Annotated in this window: 18 protein-coding genes; 11 read left to right on the top strand and 7 right to left on the bottom strand. The window is 64.5% G+C overall.

Annotated features, from left to right (window positions below; all coding sequences use genetic code 11):
• Positions 1 to 25 precede the first annotated feature (25 nt).
• Positions 26 to 922: a LysR family transcriptional regulator gene (locus ACZ48C_RS16615; RefSeq protein ID WP_464781782.1), complete on the top strand. Its 897-nt coding sequence runs from the start codon at positions 26 to 28 to the stop codon at positions 920 to 922.
• Here ACZ48C_RS16615 and ACZ48C_RS16610 read toward each other — a convergent pair.
• Both ACZ48C_RS16610 and ACZ48C_RS16605 read right to left on the bottom strand, forming a co-directional pair.
• Positions 913 to 1,356: an N-acetyltransferase family protein gene (locus ACZ48C_RS16610; RefSeq protein ID WP_464781781.1), complete on the bottom strand. Its 444-nt coding sequence runs from the start codon at positions 1,354 to 1,356 to the stop codon at positions 913 to 915. The genes ACZ48C_RS16615 and ACZ48C_RS16610 overlap by 10 nt on opposite strands.
• Before the next feature lie 2 nt (positions 1,357 to 1,358).
• On the bottom strand, positions 1,359 to 2,309 hold the full coding sequence (locus tag ACZ48C_RS16605; RefSeq protein ID WP_464781780.1) for an aldo/keto reductase: 951 nt from the start codon (positions 2,307 to 2,309) through the stop codon (positions 1,359 to 1,361).
• Between the two features lie 173 nt (positions 2,310 to 2,482).
• Here ACZ48C_RS16605 and ACZ48C_RS16600 point away from each other — a divergent pair, with 173 nt between their 5' ends.
• The gene (locus tag ACZ48C_RS16600) at positions 2,483 to 3,469 is read left to right on the top strand and encodes a Gfo/Idh/MocA family protein (protein ID WP_318910521.1); all 987 of its coding nucleotides are present in this window, start codon (positions 2,483 to 2,485) and stop codon (positions 3,467 to 3,469) included.
• Here ACZ48C_RS16600 and ACZ48C_RS16595 read toward each other — a convergent pair whose 3' ends face one another.
• Both ACZ48C_RS16595 and ACZ48C_RS16590 read right to left on the bottom strand, forming a co-directional pair.
• Positions 3,470 to 3,997, bottom strand: coding sequence for an N-acetyltransferase family protein (locus ACZ48C_RS16595; RefSeq protein ID WP_464781779.1), 528 nt, complete (start codon positions 3,995 to 3,997; stop codon positions 3,470 to 3,472).
• Positions 3,998 to 4,005: 8 nt separating this feature from the next.
• On the bottom strand, positions 4,006 to 4,584 hold the full coding sequence (locus ACZ48C_RS16590; RefSeq protein ID WP_464781778.1) for a helix-turn-helix domain-containing protein: 579 nt from the start codon (positions 4,582 to 4,584) through the stop codon (positions 4,006 to 4,008).
• Between the two features lie 143 nt (positions 4,585 to 4,727).
• Between ACZ48C_RS16590 and ACZ48C_RS16585 the strand changes: the two genes are divergently transcribed.
• Together ACZ48C_RS16585 and lepA are read left to right on the top strand one after the other, a co-directional pair.
• Positions 4,728 to 5,975: an MFS transporter gene (locus ACZ48C_RS16585; protein ID WP_464781777.1), complete on the top strand. Its 1,248-nt coding sequence runs from the start codon at positions 4,728 to 4,730 to the stop codon at positions 5,973 to 5,975.
• A gap of 61 nt (positions 5,976 to 6,036) precedes the next feature.
• The gene (gene lepA / locus ACZ48C_RS16580; RefSeq protein ID WP_119257273.1) at positions 6,037 to 7,869 is read left to right on the top strand and encodes a translation elongation factor 4; all 1,833 of its coding nucleotides are present in this window, start codon (positions 6,037 to 6,039) and stop codon (positions 7,867 to 7,869) included.
• A 59-nt stretch (positions 7,870 to 7,928) separates the two neighbouring features.
• Here lepA and ACZ48C_RS16575 read toward each other — a convergent pair whose 3' ends face one another.
• Positions 7,929 to 8,900 (bottom strand): hypothetical protein, encoded by a 972-nt coding sequence (locus ACZ48C_RS16575; RefSeq protein WP_464781776.1) that lies wholly within the window; start codon positions 8,898 to 8,900, stop codon positions 7,929 to 7,931.
• Positions 8,901 to 9,076: 176 nt separating this feature from the next.
• On the opposite strand from ACZ48C_RS16575, the gene ACZ48C_RS16570 reads away from it, so the two are divergent.
• Positions 9,077 to 9,274, top strand: a complete 198-nt coding sequence (locus ACZ48C_RS16570; RefSeq protein ID WP_464781775.1) for a hypothetical protein — start codon at positions 9,077 to 9,079, stop codon at positions 9,272 to 9,274.
• 115 nt (positions 9,275 to 9,389) lie between these two features.
• Here the strand turns inward: ACZ48C_RS16570 and ACZ48C_RS16565 are convergent, their stop codons facing one another.
• Positions 9,390 to 10,004: a transglutaminase-like cysteine peptidase gene (locus ACZ48C_RS16565; RefSeq protein WP_119257272.1), complete on the bottom strand. Its 615-nt coding sequence runs from the start codon at positions 10,002 to 10,004 to the stop codon at positions 9,390 to 9,392.
• 112 nt (positions 10,005 to 10,116) lie between these two features.
• The gene (locus ACZ48C_RS16560; protein WP_464781774.1) at positions 10,117 to 10,935 is read right to left on the bottom strand and encodes an alpha/beta hydrolase; all 819 of its coding nucleotides are present in this window, start codon (positions 10,933 to 10,935) and stop codon (positions 10,117 to 10,119) included.
• Between the two features lie 234 nt (positions 10,936 to 11,169).
• Between ACZ48C_RS16560 and infC the strand changes: the two genes are divergently transcribed.
• The 6 genes from infC to pheT all read left to right on the top strand — a co-directional run bounded on the left by infC (position 11,170) and on the right by pheT (position 17,055).
• Positions 11,170 to 11,706 (top strand): translation initiation factor IF-3, encoded by a 537-nt coding sequence (gene infC, locus ACZ48C_RS16555; protein WP_119257271.1) that lies wholly within the window; start codon positions 11,170 to 11,172, stop codon positions 11,704 to 11,706.
• Positions 11,707 to 11,932: 226 nt separating this feature from the next.
• Positions 11,933 to 12,136 (top strand): 50S ribosomal protein L35, encoded by a 204-nt coding sequence (gene rpmI / locus ACZ48C_RS16550; RefSeq protein WP_024270153.1) that lies wholly within the window; start codon positions 11,933 to 11,935, stop codon positions 12,134 to 12,136.
• Between the two features lie 38 nt (positions 12,137 to 12,174).
• Entirely contained in the window at positions 12,175 to 12,579 is a 405-nt protein-coding gene (gene rplT / locus ACZ48C_RS16545) for a 50S ribosomal protein L20 (RefSeq protein ID WP_119257270.1), read from the top strand.
• An 85-nt stretch (positions 12,580 to 12,664) separates the two neighbouring features.
• Positions 12,665 to 13,528: a serine/threonine protein phosphatase gene (locus ACZ48C_RS16540; protein WP_464781773.1), complete on the top strand. Its 864-nt coding sequence runs from the start codon at positions 12,665 to 12,667 to the stop codon at positions 13,526 to 13,528.
• A complete protein-coding gene (pheS, locus tag ACZ48C_RS16535) occupies positions 13,521 to 14,606 on the top strand; it encodes a phenylalanine--tRNA ligase subunit alpha (protein ID WP_464781772.1) in 1,086 nt (361 codons plus the stop codon). Before ACZ48C_RS16540 ends, pheS begins: the two co-directional genes overlap by 8 nt.
• Positions 14,607 to 14,628: 22 nt before the next feature.
• Positions 14,629 to 17,055 (top strand): phenylalanine--tRNA ligase subunit beta, encoded by a 2,427-nt coding sequence (pheT, locus tag ACZ48C_RS16530; protein ID WP_464781771.1) that lies wholly within the window; start codon positions 14,629 to 14,631, stop codon positions 17,053 to 17,055.
• The last annotated feature ends 97 nt before the right edge of the window (positions 17,056 to 17,152 follow it).

Genomic DNA, 17,152 nt, shown 5'->3' with positions numbered 1-17,152 from the left:
ACGGCTTGTTCTATCTGTTGGAACAATGAACCGCACCCAGCTCTCGCAACTCGCCGTGCTCACCATCGTCGCCGAGACGCGCTCCTTCCGCAAGGCCGCCGCCGAGCTCGGCATCGCGCCCTCGGCCGTCAGCCATGCCATCTCGGCGCTGGAGGCAAGCCTCGGCGTGCGGCTCCTCGCCCGCACCACCCGCTCCGTTTCGCCGACGGAGGAGGGCCGCATGCTGCTCGATACGCTGGCGCCGGCCCTGTCCGACATCGGCAATGTCATGGAGGCGCTCGCCGACCGGCAGGGCCGGCCCGCCGGGCCGCTGCGCGTCACCATGCCCCTTATCGCCGCGGAGGACATCGTCATGCCCCGGCTCGGGGCCTTCCTTCTCGCCTATCCCGATATCGAGCTGGAGCTTCGGACCGACGACCGCTTCGAGGATATCGTCGAGAAGGGCTTCGATGCCGGCCTCCGGCTCGGCGAGCATCTGGAGGCCGACATGGTCGCCGTGCGGGCGAGCGGGCCGTGGCGCGGCCTCGTGGTGGGCGCGCCGGCCTATTTCGAAACGCACCCGAAGCCGCTCCAGCCGCGCGACCTCATGCAGCACCGCTGCATCCGCCGGCGCTTTTCGAGCGGTCGCATCTATCGCTGGGAGCTGGAGAAGGACGGGCGGCAGGTGACGGTCGACGTTACCGGCCCCCTCATCGTCTCGGACCAGCGGTTGATGCGGGCGGCGGCGATGGACGGCGCGGGCCTTGCCTATGTCTTCGACCAGCGCGTTGCCGAGGACATTGCGGCGGGGCGCCTCGTCGCGGTGCTGGAGGACTGGTGCCCCGCCTTCGACGGCTTTTCGATCTACTATCCGACGCGCCGGCAGATGCGCCCGGCGCTGCGCGCCTTCGTCGATTTCTTCCGCTATCGCGGTCAGGTCTGAAGACGGTAGCGGATGTGCCCGTCGGTCTCGACATAGCTGTCGTAGAGTTTCCTCGCCCGGTCGTTGTCGTGGCTGGTATGCCAGTAGATGCCGCGCCAGCCATGCCGCTTGGAAATGGCGATCAGGTCGTCGATCAGCGCCCGGCCGACGCCCCTGCCACGGACCGTGCCGTCGACGAAGAGGTCTTCGAGATAGCCCTCCGGCGCGATGTCCCAGGTGGAATCATGGTAGTGGTGGATGGCAAAGCCGACCACCTTGCCGTCCTCCTCCGCGACGCGCATCGAGACGCGCGAGCCGGGATCGAGCACGCGCGCCCAGGTGAAGGCCGTCACCTCCTCCGGTACCTCGGTTCTATAGAAGGCGAGATAGCCGGCCCAGAGCCTTCTCCAGGCCGCCTCGTCGTCTTCGGCCGCATCGCGGAGGATGAGCGCCATGGTCAGGCCCCCGCCTTGTCGAGCGCCGCCATCTGCTCGGGCGACAGCGAAAGATCGGCGGCCTTCGTCAGGCTCCCGAGCTGGGCAAGGCTCGTCGCGCTGGCGATCGGCGCGGTGACCGCCGGCTTGGCCATCAGCCAGGCGAGCGCGATTTCCGCCGGCTTCGCGCCGGTCTCGGCCGCGACCTTGTCGAGCGCCGCAAGGATGCGCTGGCCCTTGTCATCGAGATAATGCGCGACGCCCTCGCCGCGCGCCTTGCCCTCGGTATCGGCCTTCGAGCGGTACTTGCCGGTGAGGAAGCCGGAGGCGAGGCTGTAATAGGTGATGACGCCGATATCCTCCTTGCGGCAAAGCTCGGCGAGCGGCCCCTCGAAGCTGCCGCGGTCATAGAGGTTGTATTCGGGCTGGAGCGCCGCATAGCGCGGCAGGCCCGCCTCGTCGGCGGCCTCGAACGAGGCCTGCAGCTGGCCGGCATCGAGGTTCGACGCGCCGAAGGCGCGCACCTTGCCGGCCTTCACGAGGCTCGCATGGGCTTCCAACGTCTCCTCGTAAGGGGTGTCGGCGTCCGGCCAGTGGGAGAGATAGAGGTCGATATGGTCGGTCTGCAGCCGCTTCAGCGACTTCTCGACCGCCTCGACGATCCACGACTTGCGCAGGTCCCGCCGTCCCTGGCCCATGTCGGAGCCGACCTTGGTGACGATCACCACCCTGTCGCGGGCGATGCCCGAGCGCTTCAGCCACTTGCCGATGATCGCCTCGGACTCGCCCCCCTCATTGCCCGGCACCCAGCGGGAATAGACATCCGCCGTGTCGATGGCGTTGAAGCCCGCGCCGGTGAAGGCATCGAGGAGATCGAAGGAAGTCTTCTCGTCGGCCGTCCAGCCGAAGACATTGCCGCCGAAGACGAGCGGCGCGATGGAAAGGCCGGTCCTGCCGAGGGAGCGAAACTGCATGGGGTCCTCCAAGGGGTTCGTGCTGAAAAGGCTTTTCGCCAACATAGGGCGCGGCCCGGCGCTTTGCACGTGGCCCGCCGTCGATTTTTGGGCGTCCTGCGCTTGCGAGGAACGTACCTCGTGACTAGTCTTCCCGGCGCAATCAGGGCCCGCACAATCGAGGAGAGATCATCATGCTGCGTTTCGGAATCCTGTCGACGGCCAAGATCGGCCGCGAACTCGTCGTGCCGGCCATCCAGGATGCGGAGAACTGCGTCGTCACCGCCGTCGCGAGCCGTGACAAGGCCAAGGCGCGCGCCATGGCCGACCGCTTCTCCGTGCCGCATGCCTTCGGCTCCTACGAGGAGATGCTCGCCTCCGATACGATCGACGCGGTCTATATCCCGCTGCCGACCGCGCAGCATGTGGAATGGTCGATCAAGGCGGCGGATGCCGGCAAGCACGTGCTCTGCGAAAAGCCGATCGCGCTCAATGCCGGCGAGATCGACGCGCTGATCAAGGCGCGCGACCGCAACAAGGTGCTAATCTCGGAAGCCTACATGGTCACCTACAGCCCCGTCTGGCGCAAGGTGCGCGCGCTTCTCGCCGAGGGCGCGATCGGCCGGCTGCGCCATGTGCAGGGCGCCTTCACCTATTTCAACCGCGATCCGGGCAACATGCGCAACGTGCCGGAGCTCGGCGGCGGCGGCCTGCCGGATATCGGCGTCTACCCGACGATCACCACCCGCTTCGCCACGGGCAAGGAGCCGGTCCGCGTGCAGGCGAGCACCGACCGCGACCCGGATTTCGGCACCGACATCTATTCGAGCGTGCGCGCCGATTTCGGCGATTTCGAACTGTCCTTCTACATCTCCACCCAGCTCGCCCAGCGCCAGATCATGGTCTTCCACGGCGACAAGGGCTTCATCGAGGTGAAGTCGCCCTTCAATGCCGACCGCTACGGCGTGGAGGAGGTCGAGCTCACCAACCAGAACCATGGCGAGAGCCAGATTTTCCGCTTCCAGGACGCCCGCCAGTACCGGCGCGAGGCCGAGGCCTTCAGCCGGGCCGCGCGCGGCGAGAAGGAGGAGATCGTGACGCTGGAAAGTTCGGTGAACAACCAGAAGGTCATCGACGCCATCTACCGCGCCAGCGAGAAGGACGGCTGGGAGGCGGTGTGATCACCGCTTTGCCCCGATCTTCTTGTAAAAAAACGTCGTCGCGCAGAAGCGCCCGTCCGGATAGAGCGCATAGTCGGGGATGACCCCGGCGCGCTGCCACCCGAGGCGTTCGTAGACCGTCTCGGCGGGGCTGCCGGTGGCGGTGTCGAGCACCAGCAGCGTCTTGCCGTGCCGGGCCGCCTCCGCTTCGGCGGCCGTCATCAGCGCGCGGGCAAGGCCCCGGCCGCGCTCGCTTTCCATGACGAGCAGCTTCTTCACGTCCGCCCGGTGCGGCTGGTTCGGCATCTGGCGGATGCCGACCTGCACCGTGCCGACGATGCGGCGCTCCCGCTCCGCGGCGAAGAGCAGCGTCGCCCCCTCCCCGACCGCTGCCGCGACGCCGTCCCAGAAGGGCAGCGCATCGGCCGGCCCATAGGGCGCCATGAAGCCGATGGAGGCCCCGCCGGCAACGCAATCGGCCAGAACCTCTGCCAGTTCGCCCATGCGGGCGCGGGTCTCGCTCTCGTCGAGCAGCCTGATATCGCGCATCTGTCCTCTCAGGAACGGCCGCGGTCCAGCACCACGGCATAACGGGCCGGCGTGTCACCGGGATTTTCGAAGACATGGCCTTCGGTGATGCTCATGTAGAGGCAGTCGCCGGGGCGAAGGTCGTGCACGGTTCCGCCGACCGTCATGCGTAGCGTGCCGGAAAACAGCCAGACATGCTGCGTCATGCCGGCCCGGCCGGTTTCCGGCGGATAGGCGATGCGCACGCCGGCGGGGAACTCGACCTCCACGACATCGACGCGCGCGGCGGTGTCGGGCGGGGAGACGGCACGGCGCTGGTAGCCGGTTTCCGGATCGCGCCAGACGGTCTGCGCCTCGCGCCGCGACAGCGGATCGCCCTCGGTCCCGGAAAAGGCGAAGAAGGCGGAGAGCGTGAGGTCCAAGGCGGCGCAAAGCCGCGAGAGGAGCTGCGCCGTCGGGCTCGCCTCGCCGCGCTCGATGCGCGAGATCATGGCGCGGCTGACGCCCGAGGCGGCCGCAAGGTCCTCGAGGGTCTGGTTGCGCGCCGTTCTGAGCAGCCGCAGCCGGTCGCCGATAGCGCTTTCGAGGGGATCGATATCGCTTTCCATTATCGTGGAATAATTATCCTTTATAATGGAGTCAACACGCATCATCCCATCGCAAAATAATTCGCCGCCATGCCGCTCCGGCGACAATGCGACATCGGCGGTTTCGCTATGGTTGCGCCGGGATCAGGCGGAGGGGACGGATCATGGGCGGCACACAGCGGGCATCGTCGCTCTTTTCCATCACCGCCATCGTCGTTTCCATGACCTTCGTCGCCATCGGCAACGGCATCATGCTCGCCTATGTGCCCTATGTGCTGTCGCATGCCGGCGCGCCGTCGTGGACGCCCGGCGCGGCCGTCACCGCCATCGCCTTCGGCGGGCTGATCGGCTGCGTCATCGCCGGGCCGGTCATCCGCCGCGTCGGCCATGCGCGCGCCTTCTCCTGCTCGCTGGCGCTCGTCATCATCGCCGCCTTCCTCGTCGCGCTCGGCATGCATCCGCTCGTCTGGGTGCTGGCGCGCGGCATCTACGGCATTGCCGGCAACTGCAACTTCATCATCGCCCAGAGCTGGCTGAACCACGCGGCGGACAACCGCTGGCGCGGCAAGGCCATGTCCTTCTTCTACATGACCTATGTGCTGGGGCTCGGCGTGGGCGCCTGGATCTTCGGCCGCATGCCGGCCGACGGCAACCTCGCCCCGCTCGTCACCATCTTCGTGTCCACCGTCGCGCTCCTGCCGATCGGCCTCACCAAGCTGCCGACGCCGCCGGCGCCCGCCCGCGTCAGCCTCGATTTCCCCATGGCCTGGCGCAATTCGCCGGTCGCGCTCATCGGCGTGCTCGCCTCCGGCGGGCTTTCCATGGTCGTGCAGGGCTTCACGCCGATCTATGCCGCCACCAACAATGTCGGGCAGGCCGACGTGGCGCTCCTGATGTTCGTCATGCAGTTCGGCCTGATCTTCGTGCAATATCCGCTCGGCACGCTTTCCGACCGGATCGACCGGCGCGTCGTGCTGGTCGTCACCTGCCTGCTGATCACCGGGGCGGCCATCGCCGCGCTCTTCGTCTCGTTCAGCGCCTTCGTCCTGCTGATGATCGTCTTCGCGCTCTGGGCCGGCGCGGTCGAGAGCGTCTATTCCATCGCCAACGCCCATGCCAACGACCGCACGGATCCGGAGGATTTCGTGCCGCTCGCCTCGACGCTGCTCGTCGCCTGGTCGACCTCGGCGACTATCGTTCCGCTCGGCGTGACGGCGCTGACGCCGGTCTTCGGCCCGCAGACCTTCATCTATGCCGCGATGGGCGTCGCGCTCGCCTATGCCGCCTTCGTCGCCCAGCGGCTGAGGCTGCGCGAGACGGTGCCGCCCGAGGCGCGGGAAAACTTCGAGCTGCTGAGCGCGCAGGTGCCGAATGCCGGCGCGCTTGTGGAAGGCGAGAAAGCCCCGGAATAGCGGCGCTTGCCAAGCCGAAACCCTTCATTTACCGCTTTGCGGGAATCCTGCTCGCTGCTATATGGCGCGCATGAGCACCAATAATTCGACGCCCCTCGACCATATCCGCAATTTCTCGATCGTGGCCCATATCGACCACGGCAAGTCGACGCTGGCCGACCGGCTGATCCAGTCGACCGGCGGCCTTGCCGACCGCGAGATGTCGGAGCAGGTCCTCGACAACATGGAGATCGAGCGCGAGCGCGGCATCACCATCAAGGCCCAGACGGTGCGCCTGCACTACAAGGCGAACGACGGCGAGACCTATGTGCTGAACCTCATCGACACGCCCGGCCATGTCGACTTCGCCTACGAGGTCTCGCGCTCGCTGTCGGCTTGCGAGGGTTCGCTGCTGGTCGTCGACGCTTCCCAGGGCGTGGAAGCCCAGACGCTCGCCAACGTCTACCAGGCGATCGACAACAACCACGAGCTCGTCACTGTCCTCAACAAGATCGACCTGCCGGCGGCCGAACCCGACCGCATCAAGGAACAGATCGAGGAAGTGATCGGCATCGACGCCTCCGACGCCGTGCTCATCTCGGCCAAGACGGGCCTCGGCATTCCCGACGTGCTGGAAGCCATCGTCAAGCGCCTGCCCGCGCCGAAGAGCGAGGGCGGCGAGAAGGCCCCGCTGAAGGCGCTGCTGGTCGACAGCTGGTACGATACCTATCTCGGCGTCATGGTTCTCGTGCGCGTCATCGAGGGCCGGCTTTCCAAGGGCCAGACCGTGCGCATGATGGGTACGGACGCGAAATACACCGTCGAGCGCGTCGGCGTGCTGACGCCGAAGATGGTTGCGATGGATTCGCTCGGCCCGGGCGAGATCGGCTTCATCACCGCCTCGATCAAGGAAGTGGCCGATACCCGCGTCGGCGACACCATCACCGAGGACAAGCGCCCGACGGCCAAGGCCCTGCCGGGCTTCAAGCCGGCCCAGCCGGTCGTCTTCTGCGGCCTCTTCCCGGTCGATGCGGCCGATTTCGAGGACCTGCGCTCGGCGATGGGCAAGCTGCGCCTCAACGACGCCTCGTTCTCCTTCGAAATGGAAAGCTCGGCAGCGCTCGGCTTCGGCTTCCGCTGCGGCTTCCTCGGCCTCTTGCATCTCGAAATCATCCAGGAGCGCCTGGAGCGCGAATTCGACCTCGACCTGATCGCGACCGCGCCTTCGGTCGTCTATCAGCTCTACATGACTGACGGCTCGATGCGCGAGCTGCACAACCCGGCCGACATGCCCGACGTCGTGAAGATCTCGGAAATCCACGAGCCGTGGATCCGCGCGACGATCCTGACGCCGGACGACTATCTCGGCGGCATCCTGAAGCTTTGCCAGGACCGCCGCGGCATCCAGATCGAGCTGACCTATGTCGGCACGCGCGCCATGCTGACCTATGACCTGCCGCTCAACGAAGTCGTCTTCGACTTCTACGACCGCCTGAAGTCGATCTCCAAGGGCTATGCCTCCTTCGACTACCAGATCACCGACCACAAGGAAGGCCATCTGGTGAAGATGTCGATCCTCGTCAACGGCGAGCCGGTCGATGCGCTTTCCATGATGGTGCACCGCATGGCCGCCGAAAAGCGTGGCCGCGACATGTGCGAGAAGCTCAAGGAGCTGATCCCGAAGCACATGTTCAAGATCCCGATCCAGGCCGCCATCGGCGGCAACGTGATCGCCCGCGAGACGATCTCGGCGCTGCGCAAGGACGTGACCGCCAAGTGCTACGGCGGCGACGCCACCCGCAAGCGCAAGCTGCTGGACAAGCAGAAGGCCGGCAAGAAGCGCATGCGCCAGTTCGGCAAGGTGGAGATCCCGCAGGAAGCCTTCATCGCGGCGCTCAAGATGAGCGACGAGTAATAAAGGCACTATTTCAAGATGCGCCGATAGAATCGGCGCATCACAAACTAAGCCTTGAGCTATTCGGATGTATTTTTGCGATTTGGTAGCTGGATCTTCATAGCACTCAGCACGCCGATCAACTCATCGACACTCTCTTGATCGCGGAACGAAAACCGCCCAGTGATTAACTTACCACTGCGGGAGCTGCCAGAAATAGAGACTTCGTAGGGCTCATCGTCATCAACAAGGCTCGCGTTACCATGTACCGGAGCAGACGCAGGGATTAGCACCTCAGCCGCATCCCTATCATGCCGCTCACCATTGGGCACGAATATACCAAACGTCGATGATTGCGGCGCCTCCACCTCCATCTCTACTTTAAGAAGATTCTTGGTTTCACGATAGGTTCGCACAACCGCGTCAGCTGCGGATGGGATGAATTTTTGCGTGATCAGATACGCCCGAATTGCGGCATCGCTCGCCTTACCGTCATTGTATCGCGCATCTATTTCTCGGAAGAGCTCGGGTCGTGAGGCAGCTTCACGTATTGCCTCAGCACGTTCTGCCATTCCTTCCTCGTGCGCAATAATGCGGACGGCAAGATCAGAAACCCGAGTTTCGTCACCACGGCCCTCAAGCAAGCCATATTTGGACAGAGCAGCTAGTACTGTTAGGCTCTTTCCATTTAGCCCACCATATCCCATTAAAGTTGCAGCCACCTCACGAGGTACCGGCGATTGGTAATTTTGAGAGAATATGTTCCCTACCTTCTCGATTGCCTCTTTGAGGCCCAGTGCCGGGTATGACGGGCTTCGAACCTTTGCCATATCAATCTCCTTTGGTATTCTTGGATACACCGCCCCCATCAGAAGCGTCAACTCCATAAAAGTATTCTCAAAAATATTCGTTTGCGAATAATTTGAGCGAACACTTGCGAACACCTTTAAGCTGTGGCAGCTTTCAAAGTAAGGAGAATCGTCATGACGAGAAGAGCGGTAGCCAGCCGCATCCCGAGCACCGGCGCGGCTGGCGATAACAAAAAGGGCCACAACACAGGAAGGCTGGTACCCGACCTGAATTGTGACCCGTGGTGTCAGCGGACAATCCCGAATCCGCTGGGCGGAGTAACTGGGGAATGCCGATATCTGAACCTTTTACTTTTTCAGAATCGCACTTCCCAGTCTCCGTTTCAAGAGGGCGCAGCCTTCTAAGTCAGGAGGTCACAATGACCAATGACAACGTACCTAGCTACGCGCTCATGTTCGATGATGCCGTCCAGATTTGGCTTCGTCACTGGACTGGCGAGTTTCAGAATCGGATTGCCGCCAGTTTCGACGTCAATCCGGCGCGTGTGAACGAGGTTCTCAAGGAACGGAAGTTCATCGGCAGTCGCGAAGCGGCCCGTGCCAAGAGCAGTGCCTAACAACGGGCTGACACCCATTTGGCGAGCAATGCTGTGGCCAAGTTCGGAACAGAGATCAAAACGAAGAAGGCCGCGGATCGCTCCGCGGCCTTTTCATATCCGTGATGCAGCCTGCTTACTGGCCGACCGAGGACACCATGACGGCGTCGCCGTTTTCGATCGAGACCCAGCGGCCGGCATGGAAGGAGGCCTGGCGCTTGAGATAGCGGTAGGGCGTCTTCGTCCAGAGCTTCACCTCGTTGTTGAGGTTGTCGAGGATGTAGTCGCCCTGGGCGGTGCGCAGCGTCAGCACGGCATGGCCTTCGCCGTCCGGCTTGCGCACGACGGTGATGAGGAGATCGCCGGCGGCAAAGCCCTTCTGCATCAGCATCCTGCGCTTGAGGAGCACGAAATCCTCGCAGTCGCCGGCATTGTCCGGATAGGCCCAGACCTCGTCCTTGCCGTAGAGTTCCTTGTCCGTCATCGGGGTGATGTCGCGGTTGACGCGAACATTGATCTCGCGGATCACCGACCAGCCGAATTCCGTCACCTTGGCGGGCGCGGTGCGCGCGCCGGGGCCGCATTCGGACTTGTGGGTCTGGCAGAATTCGTAGTGACCGATGGGCTGCGAGGTCACGCCGCCCGTCTTCATGGAGAGCGCCGATGCCGGTGCCGTGAAAGCCGAGGAAGAAGAAACGAGGAGAGCGAGAACCGCTGCAGCCCCAGCCTTCGCACCAATCATTCGTGCCATGAAACGTCCCCTAATCGTTAACAAAGAGTTAACGGTGAGAGGGCCATCTCGTCAATCATCAGAATTGGCGATGCTGTATTATGGTTAAAATGCGCATCGCCGATGCTCGCCCTCAGTCGCCGCGGGCGAGGACTTCCGCGGCATCGAGGATCTTGGCGATATCCTGCGGGCGCGACAGGCGGTGGTCGCCGTCGCGGATCATCGTCAGCACCACGTCGTCGCCGGAAAGATGCTCCATCAGGCGCACGGCATGGGCATGAGGCACGTCCGGGTCGGCCATGCCCTGCAGGATGTGGACGGGGCAGCCCGTCTCGATGACGCCGTCGAGCACGCGGTTGCGCCGCCCGTCCTCGATGAGCTTCAGCGTATAGATGTTCGGGTCGGGGCCGTAGGGCGTCGGCTCCTCGAACTGACCACGCTCGGCAAGGGCCGTGCGCTCGGCCTCCGTCAGGTTCGGCTCGATGAGTTCCGAGGTGAAGTCCGGCGCCGGAGCGATGAGGACGAGACCTGCGACCTCGATATCCCTGCGCGCAGCAAGCTCGGCGACGGCGCGCAGCGCGATCCAGCCCCCCATGGAGGAGCCGACGAGCACGAGGCGGCGTGAGCCGAGCGTCTTTACCGCATGGTCGATGACGGCGAGCGACTCTTCCAGCCAGCGCGAGATCGTGCCGTCGGTGAAGGCCCCGCCCGAGGCGCCGTGGCCGGAATAGTCGAAGCGCACGCAGCCGGTGCCGAGGCGGGCGGCGAGCGCGGCGAGCTCCACCGCCTTGGTGCCGGACATGTCGGAGCGGTAGCCGCCGAGCCAGACGAAATGGGCGAGCGTGTTGCCGGATGCCGGCGACTGGAGCGCGACGACGATGCGCCGCGCGTCATCCCCCTCGCCGACCGTGATGAAATCCGCCGCCGCGCCATTGCCGTTCGCCATCGTCATACCTATCTCCTTTTCATGCTGCCCGATCGCGGAAAACTGCTCGCCACTAGGTCTTTTGCCGAGAGCTAGACCAGATTCGTCCTCGCAAGGACAGGTGGTGATTTTTTCCGCGCGGCATGCTATTGACTTCCCAAGCGCGATCAACACATTGCCGACAAACGCCGCATTTCGGGCGAAACGGCCCGATCGTCGCACAGATTCATACCCGTCGAAACAGTCGAGGAGACCACGACCATTCGCAGACCTTTCAAAGCGGAAGCACCCGTCAAAGACGGCCCGCGTTCCAACAGGGAAATCCGGATTCCCCGCGTCCAGCTCATCGATGCCGAAGGCAACAACCACGGCACCGTTCCGACAGATCAGGCACTCCGCATGGCCGAAGAAGCCGGCCTCGATCTCGTGGAGATCGCACCGAACTCCGAACCGCCTGTCTGCAAGATCCTTGACCTTGGCAAGCTGAAATACGCCAACCAGAAGAAGGCGGCCGAAGCGCGCAAGAAGCAGAAGATCGTCGAGATCAAGGAAATCAAGATGCGCCCGAACATCGACACGCATGACTATGACGTGAAGATGAAGGCCATGAACCGCTTCTTCGAGGAAGGCGACAAGGTCAAGGTGACGCTGAAGTTCCGTGGCCGCGAGATGGCTCACCAGGAACTCGGCATGAAGCTTCTCCTGCAGGTCAAGGAAGACACCCTGACCATCGCCAAGGTCGAAGCCGAGCCGAAGCTGGAAGGCCGCCAGATGATGATGGTGCTCGCTCCCAAGTGAGCCCCGTCGCCGGCGCCACGCGCTGAACGGATCAAGCCGCCCTCCGGGGCGGCTTTTCCATTTCGGCCGGAATCCACGCTTTCCGAGGAATCCGGTTGCGCTTTTCGGGGACATCGGTTACAAGCCGCCGTCCGAACGGTCCGGCAGGGCATGCCGTGGCCGTTCTTTACGCTGGAGGGGCGCCTTCGTCAGTGCCTCTCGAATTCAAGAAGAATGGAGTAGCAAAATGCCCAAGATGAAGACGAAGTCGTCTGCCAAGAAGCGGTTCAAGATCACCGCGACCGGCAAGGTCGTCGCTGCCGCTGCCGGCAAGCGCCACGGCATGATCAAGCGTACCAACAAGTTCATTCGCGACGCCCGCGGCACCATGGTGCTGGCCGAGCCCGATGGCAAGAAGGTCATCAAGAACTACCTGCCGAACGGTCTCTAAGACTCATCGCGCATTTGATACGTTAAGGAGATCATGACATGGCACGTGTAAAACGCGGCGTTACTTCCCACGCCAAGCACAAGAAGACGCTGAAGGCAGCCAAGGGTTTCTACGGCCGCCGCAAGAACACCATCCGCGCCGCCAAGGCTGCGGTTGATCGTTCCAAGCAGTTCGCCTACCGCGACCGCAAGGTCAACAAGCGCAACTTCCGCGCTCTCTGGATCCAGCGCATCAACGCTGCCGTCCGCGAGCACGGCCTGACCTACGGCCGCTTCATCGACGGCCTGAACAAGGCTGGCATCGAAGTTGACCGCAAGGTGCTTTCGGACATGGCGATCCATGAGACCGCAGCTTTCGGCGCGCTCGTCGCAGCCGCCAAGAAGGCTCTGGAATACCTCAAGGACGCCGGCACGAAGAACGAGTTTGAGACCGCCGTCAACTAACCGGCGCTCACAACAAATCTTCGCTTCGTTGTGAAACCCGCGCCGGGGAACCGGTGCGGGTTTTTGTTTGATTTCGGAAGGAACCATGGACGGCAAGCCGACCCAGCTCGACACGATCCCGGATGCGACCGCCAAGGATATCGAGACGCTTCTCGTGACCCTTGCCCGCGGCGCGCGCCGTGTCGAGCGTGTGGAGATGTCCTTCGGCGCCGTCTGGATCAAGCGCTACGGCACGGAACGCCCGCCGACCTGGACGAAGGCGCAGGGGGCGCTCGCCGCGCTCCTTCGCCAGCCCTTCCTGCGCCCCTCGCCCTATCTCGACAGCAAGGGCATGATCGACCGCGAGGTTCGCCGCATCGAGACCTTCGCCGGAAAGGACGTGCCCGTGCCACGGGTGCTCTATTCCTCCGGCAGCGCGCTCGTGCTTTCCGACGTCGCGCCGACCGTGACCGCCCGCCTCTCGGCGCTGCGCAAAGCCGAGCCCGCCGCCCATGACGACCTGCTCGTCGCCTGCGCCGCAGAGCTCGGTGCTCTCCACGGCAAGGGCCTCTGCCACGGAAGGCCGCATCCGCGCGACTTCTTCCTTGCCGGGAACCGCATCGGCTTCATGGATTTCGAGGAGGAGCCGGAAGCCGCCATGCCGCTGGCGACGGCCCAGGCGCGCGATCTCTGGCTGCTCTTCCTCCAGCTCGTCGACCGCGCGGCCTTCGGCACGGAAACCGCTGAAAAGGCCTATGCGGCCTGGCGCGCCACAGCACCTTCCGCCGCCGAGACGGAACTCAAGACGATGCTCCGGTTCCTCTGCAAGTTTTTATGGCTCCCCCGATTGATCGGGCGCGTGCACATGAGTAGTGATCTGCGACGCTTCCTCGCCGCAACCCGCTATCTCCAGGGGGTTCTTCTCTCTCCCCGCCCGGCCGACGCAAGCAAAGCAGGTAAAGATGACTGAACTCGACACACTGGAACAGCAGCTCCTTTCCGACGTTGCCGCGGCCTCCGACGAGGCGGCGATCGAAGCCGTGCGCGTGGGCGCGCTCGGCAAGAAGGGCTCCGTCTCGGAACTCCTGAAGACGCTCGGCACCATGTCGCCGGAAGAGCGCCAGACGCGCGGCGCGGCGATCAACGCCATGAAGACACGCGTGACCGACGCGATCGGCGAGCGCAAGAGCGCGCTGCGCGACGCCGCCATCGAGGCCCGCCTTGCGGCCGAGACGGTCGATGTCAGCCTGCCGGTCCGCTCCTCGCCCGCCGAGCGCGGCCGCATCCATCCGATCAGCCAGATCGTCGACGAGATCACCGCGATCTTCGGCGACATGGGCTTCTCGATTGCCGAAGGCCCGGACGTCGAGACGGACTACTACAACTTCACGGCACTGAACTTCCCCGAGGGCCACCCGGCCCGCGAGATGCACGACACGTTCTTCTTCCCCGCCGACGAGAACGGCGAGCGCAAGGTGCTGCGCACGCACACCTCGCCCGTGCAGGTGCGCACCATGGAGGCGCAGCAGCCGCCGATCCGCATCATCATTCCCGGCAAGACCTACCGGCAGGACAGCGACGCGACCCATTCGCCGATGTTCCACCAGGTGGAAGGCCTCGTGGTCGACAAGACCGCGAATGTCGCCAACATGCGCTGGGTGCTGGAAGAGTTCTGCAAGGCCTTCTTCGAGGTCGACAGCGTCACCATGCGCTTCCGCCCGTCCTTCTTCCCCTTCACCGAGCCGTCCTTCGAGGTCGACATCCAGTGCGACCGCTCGTCGGGCCCGATCGTCAAGTTCGGCGAGGGCACGGACTGGATGGAAATCCTCGGCTGCGGCATGGTCCACCCGAACGTGCTGCGCGCCGGCGGCCTCGACCCGGACGAATACCAGGGCTTTGCCTGGGGCATGGGCCTCGACCGCATCGCCATGCTGAAATACGGCATGCCGGACCTGCGCGACTTCTTCAACGCCGACGTCCGCTGGCTGAGCCACTACGGCTTCCGCCCGCTCGACATGCCGACCCTGTTCGGCGGCCTCAGCGCGTAACCGGCATCCAAGGAGAAAGACAATGAAATTCACGCTCTCCTGGCTGAAGGATCACCTCGACACCGACGCCTCGCTGGAGGAAATCTGCGCGAAGCTGACGGCGATCGGCCTTGAAGTGGAGGAGGTCGACGACAAGGCCGCCTTCAAGCCCTTCGTCATCGCCAAGGTGGTTTCCGCCGAGCAGCATCCAAACGCCGACAAGCTGCGCGTGCTGATGGTCGATACCGGCAAGGGCGACCCGATCCAGGTCGTCTGCGGCGCGCCGAATGCGCGCGCCGGCCTTGTCGGCGCGTTTGCCGCACCCGGCACCTACGTGCCCGGCATCGACGTGACGCTCGCCATCGGCACGATCCGCGGCGTCGAGAGCCGCGGCATGATGTGCTCGGAGAAGGAACTCGAGATTTCCGACAACCATGACGGCATCATCGACCTGCCGGCCGATGCGCCTGTGGGCACGAGCTACGCCGCCTATGCCGGCATCGACGACCCGGTCATCGAGATCAACCTGACGCCCAACCGCCCGGACTGCACGAGCATCTACGGCATCGCCCGCGACCTCGCCGCCTCCGGCCTCGGCACGCTGAAGGCCCCGAAGGCTCCCTCCTTCAAGGTGGAAGGCGAAACGCCGGTCAAGGTGAAGCTGGAGCTTGGCGGCGACGATCATCTGTGCCCGGGCTTTGCGCTCCGCCTCGTGCGCGGCGTGAAGAACGGCCCGAGCCCGCGCTGGATGCAGCAGCGGCTTCTGGCCATCGGCCTTCGCCCGATCAACGCGCTCGTCGATATCACCAATTACATGACCTTCGACCAGGGCCGTCCGCTGCATGTCTTCGACGCGGCCAAGGTGAAGGGCGACCTCGTCGTGCGCCGCGCGGCCGAAGGCGAGAAGGTGCTGGCGCTCGATACGCGCGAATACACGCTGAACCCTGCCAATGTCGTCATCTCCGACGATAACGGCGTCGAATCCATCGGCGGCATCATGGGCGGCGAACATTCGGGCTGCGACGAGAACACCGTCGACGTGCTGATCGAATCGGCGCTCTGGGATCCGATGAACGTGGCCAAGACCGGCCGCTCGCACGGCATCATCACCGATGCGCGCTATCGCTTCGAGCGCGGCGTGGACCCGGAATACATGGTTGCGGGCCTCGAGCGCGCCACGGAACTGGTGCTGGAGCTTTGCGGCGGCACGCCGGCGAAGACCGACGTCGTCGGCTACAAGGGCTTTTCCGCGAAGGTGGTCGACTTCCCGTTCTCGGAAGTCCGCCGCCTGACGGGCGTCGACGTCTCCGAGGCTGAAAGCACGAATATCCTGACCCGCCTCGGCTTCACCGTCACGGGTTCGGGCGAGCGCGTTTCCGTCGCGGTTCCCTCCTGGCGTCCCGATGTGGACGGCAAGGCGGACCTCGTGGAAGAGGTCATGCGCATTCACGGCGTCGACAATATCAAGCCCTCGCCGCTGGAAAGCCACGGCACCGTCAACGGCCGCATCCTGACCACGCTGCAGATCCGCACGCGCCTTGCCAAGCGCGCGCTTGCCGCGCGCGGCATGATGGAGGCCGTCACCTGGTCCTTCATCCCGAAGGCGCATGCCGAACTGTTCGGCGGCGGCGCGGCCTCGCTGGCACTGTCGAACCCGATCGCGGCCGACATGTCCGACATGCGCCCCTCGCTGCTGCCGGGCCTCCTGGCGGCCGCCCAGCGCAATGCCGACAAGGGCTATGGCGACGTCGCGATCTTCGAAGTCTCCGGCACCTATGAGAACGACCGCCCCGAGGGACAGCGCCGCGTGGCCGGCGGCGTTCGCCGTGGTACCGCCTCGCTTTCGGGCTCCGGCCGTCTCTGGTCGAACGCGGCCAAGGGCGGCGGCAAGCCGGTCGACGTCTATGACGCCAAGGCCGATGCGCTCGCCGTGATCGAGGCCTGCGGCCTGCCGATGGGCAATGTGCAGATCGAGCCGGGTGCGCCCTCCTGGTACCATCCGGGCCGTTCCGGCACGATCAAGATGGGTCCCAAAATCGTTCTAGGTTACTTCGGCGAGTTCCATCCGAAGGCGCTCGGCGCGCTCGACGTGTCCGGCGCGCTCTGCGGCTTCGAGATCTTCGTCGATGCCATGCCGGAGCCGAAGAAGAAGGCGACCCGCACCAAGCCGGCGCTCGACCTCTCGCCCTTCCAGGCGGTGAAGCGCGACTTCGCCTTCGTGGTCGACAAGACGGTGGAAGCCGGCGCCATCGTGCGCGCGGCCACCGGCGCCGACCGCAAGCTGATTGCGGCCGTCAACGTCTTCGACGTGTTCGAGGGCGCATCGGTCGGCGAGGGCAAGAAGTCCATCGCCATCGAGGTCGTCTTCCAGCCGACCGACAAGACGCTGACCGACGAGGACTTCGAGGCCGTGACGGCCAAGATCGTCGGCAATGTGGTGAAGACCACCGGCGGCACGCTGCGGGCATAAGGTTGGTGGGGCGATAGCCCCTCATCCGCCTGCCGCGACCTTCTCCCCGCAGGCGGGGCGAAGGGACGTTGCCGCACCGCTTCCCTTCATTGAGGCA

This window comes from Shinella sp. 1A1 (assembly GCF_055379515.1).
Note: the sequence above shows the minus strand (reverse complement) of the source record. Positions and strands in the feature narration are given on the sequence as shown.

Bases quoted from the DNA above. Each gene is read 5' to 3' on its own strand.
- ACZ48C_RS16605 (WP_464781780.1), bottom strand. From the start codon at position 2,309: ATGCAGTTTCGCTCCCTCGGCAGGACCGGCCTTTCCATCGCGCCGCTC.
- ACZ48C_RS16570 (WP_464781775.1), top strand. From the start codon at position 9,077: ATGACCAATGACAACGTACCTAGCTACGCGCTCATGTTCGATGATGCC.
- ACZ48C_RS16595 (WP_464781779.1), bottom strand. From the start codon at position 3,997: ATGCGCGATATCAGGCTGCTCGACGAGAGCGAGACCCGCGCCCGCATG.
- pheT (WP_464781771.1), top strand. From the start codon at position 14,629: ATGAAATTCACGCTCTCCTGGCTGAAGGATCACCTCGACACCGACGCC.
- ACZ48C_RS16590 (WP_464781778.1), bottom strand. From the start codon at position 4,584: ATGGAAAGCGATATCGATCCCCTCGAAAGCGCTATCGGCGACCGGCTG.
- rpmI (WP_024270153.1), top strand. From the start codon at position 11,933: ATGCCCAAGATGAAGACGAAGTCGTCTGCCAAGAAGCGGTTCAAGATC.
- lepA (WP_119257273.1), top strand. From the start codon at position 6,037: ATGGCGCGCATGAGCACCAATAATTCGACGCCCCTCGACCATATCCGC.
- ACZ48C_RS16610 (WP_464781781.1), bottom strand. From the start codon at position 1,356: ATGGCGCTCATCCTCCGCGATGCGGCCGAAGACGACGAGGCGGCCTGG.
- ACZ48C_RS16615 (WP_464781782.1), top strand. From the start codon at position 26: ATGAACCGCACCCAGCTCTCGCAACTCGCCGTGCTCACCATCGTCGCC.
- ACZ48C_RS16540 (WP_464781773.1), top strand. From the start codon at position 12,665: ATGGACGGCAAGCCGACCCAGCTCGACACGATCCCGGATGCGACCGCC.
- ACZ48C_RS16600 (WP_318910521.1), top strand. From the start codon at position 2,483: ATGCTGCGTTTCGGAATCCTGTCGACGGCCAAGATCGGCCGCGAACTC.
- ACZ48C_RS16565 (WP_119257272.1), bottom strand. From the start codon at position 10,004: ATGGCACGAATGATTGGTGCGAAGGCTGGGGCTGCAGCGGTTCTCGCT.
- ACZ48C_RS16585 (WP_464781777.1), top strand. From the start codon at position 4,728: ATGGGCGGCACACAGCGGGCATCGTCGCTCTTTTCCATCACCGCCATC.
- rplT (WP_119257270.1), top strand. From the start codon at position 12,175: ATGGCACGTGTAAAACGCGGCGTTACTTCCCACGCCAAGCACAAGAAG.
- pheS (WP_464781772.1), top strand. From the start codon at position 13,521: ATGACTGAACTCGACACACTGGAACAGCAGCTCCTTTCCGACGTTGCC.
- ACZ48C_RS16560 (WP_464781774.1), bottom strand. From the start codon at position 10,935: ATGACGATGGCGAACGGCAATGGCGCGGCGGCGGATTTCATCACGGTC.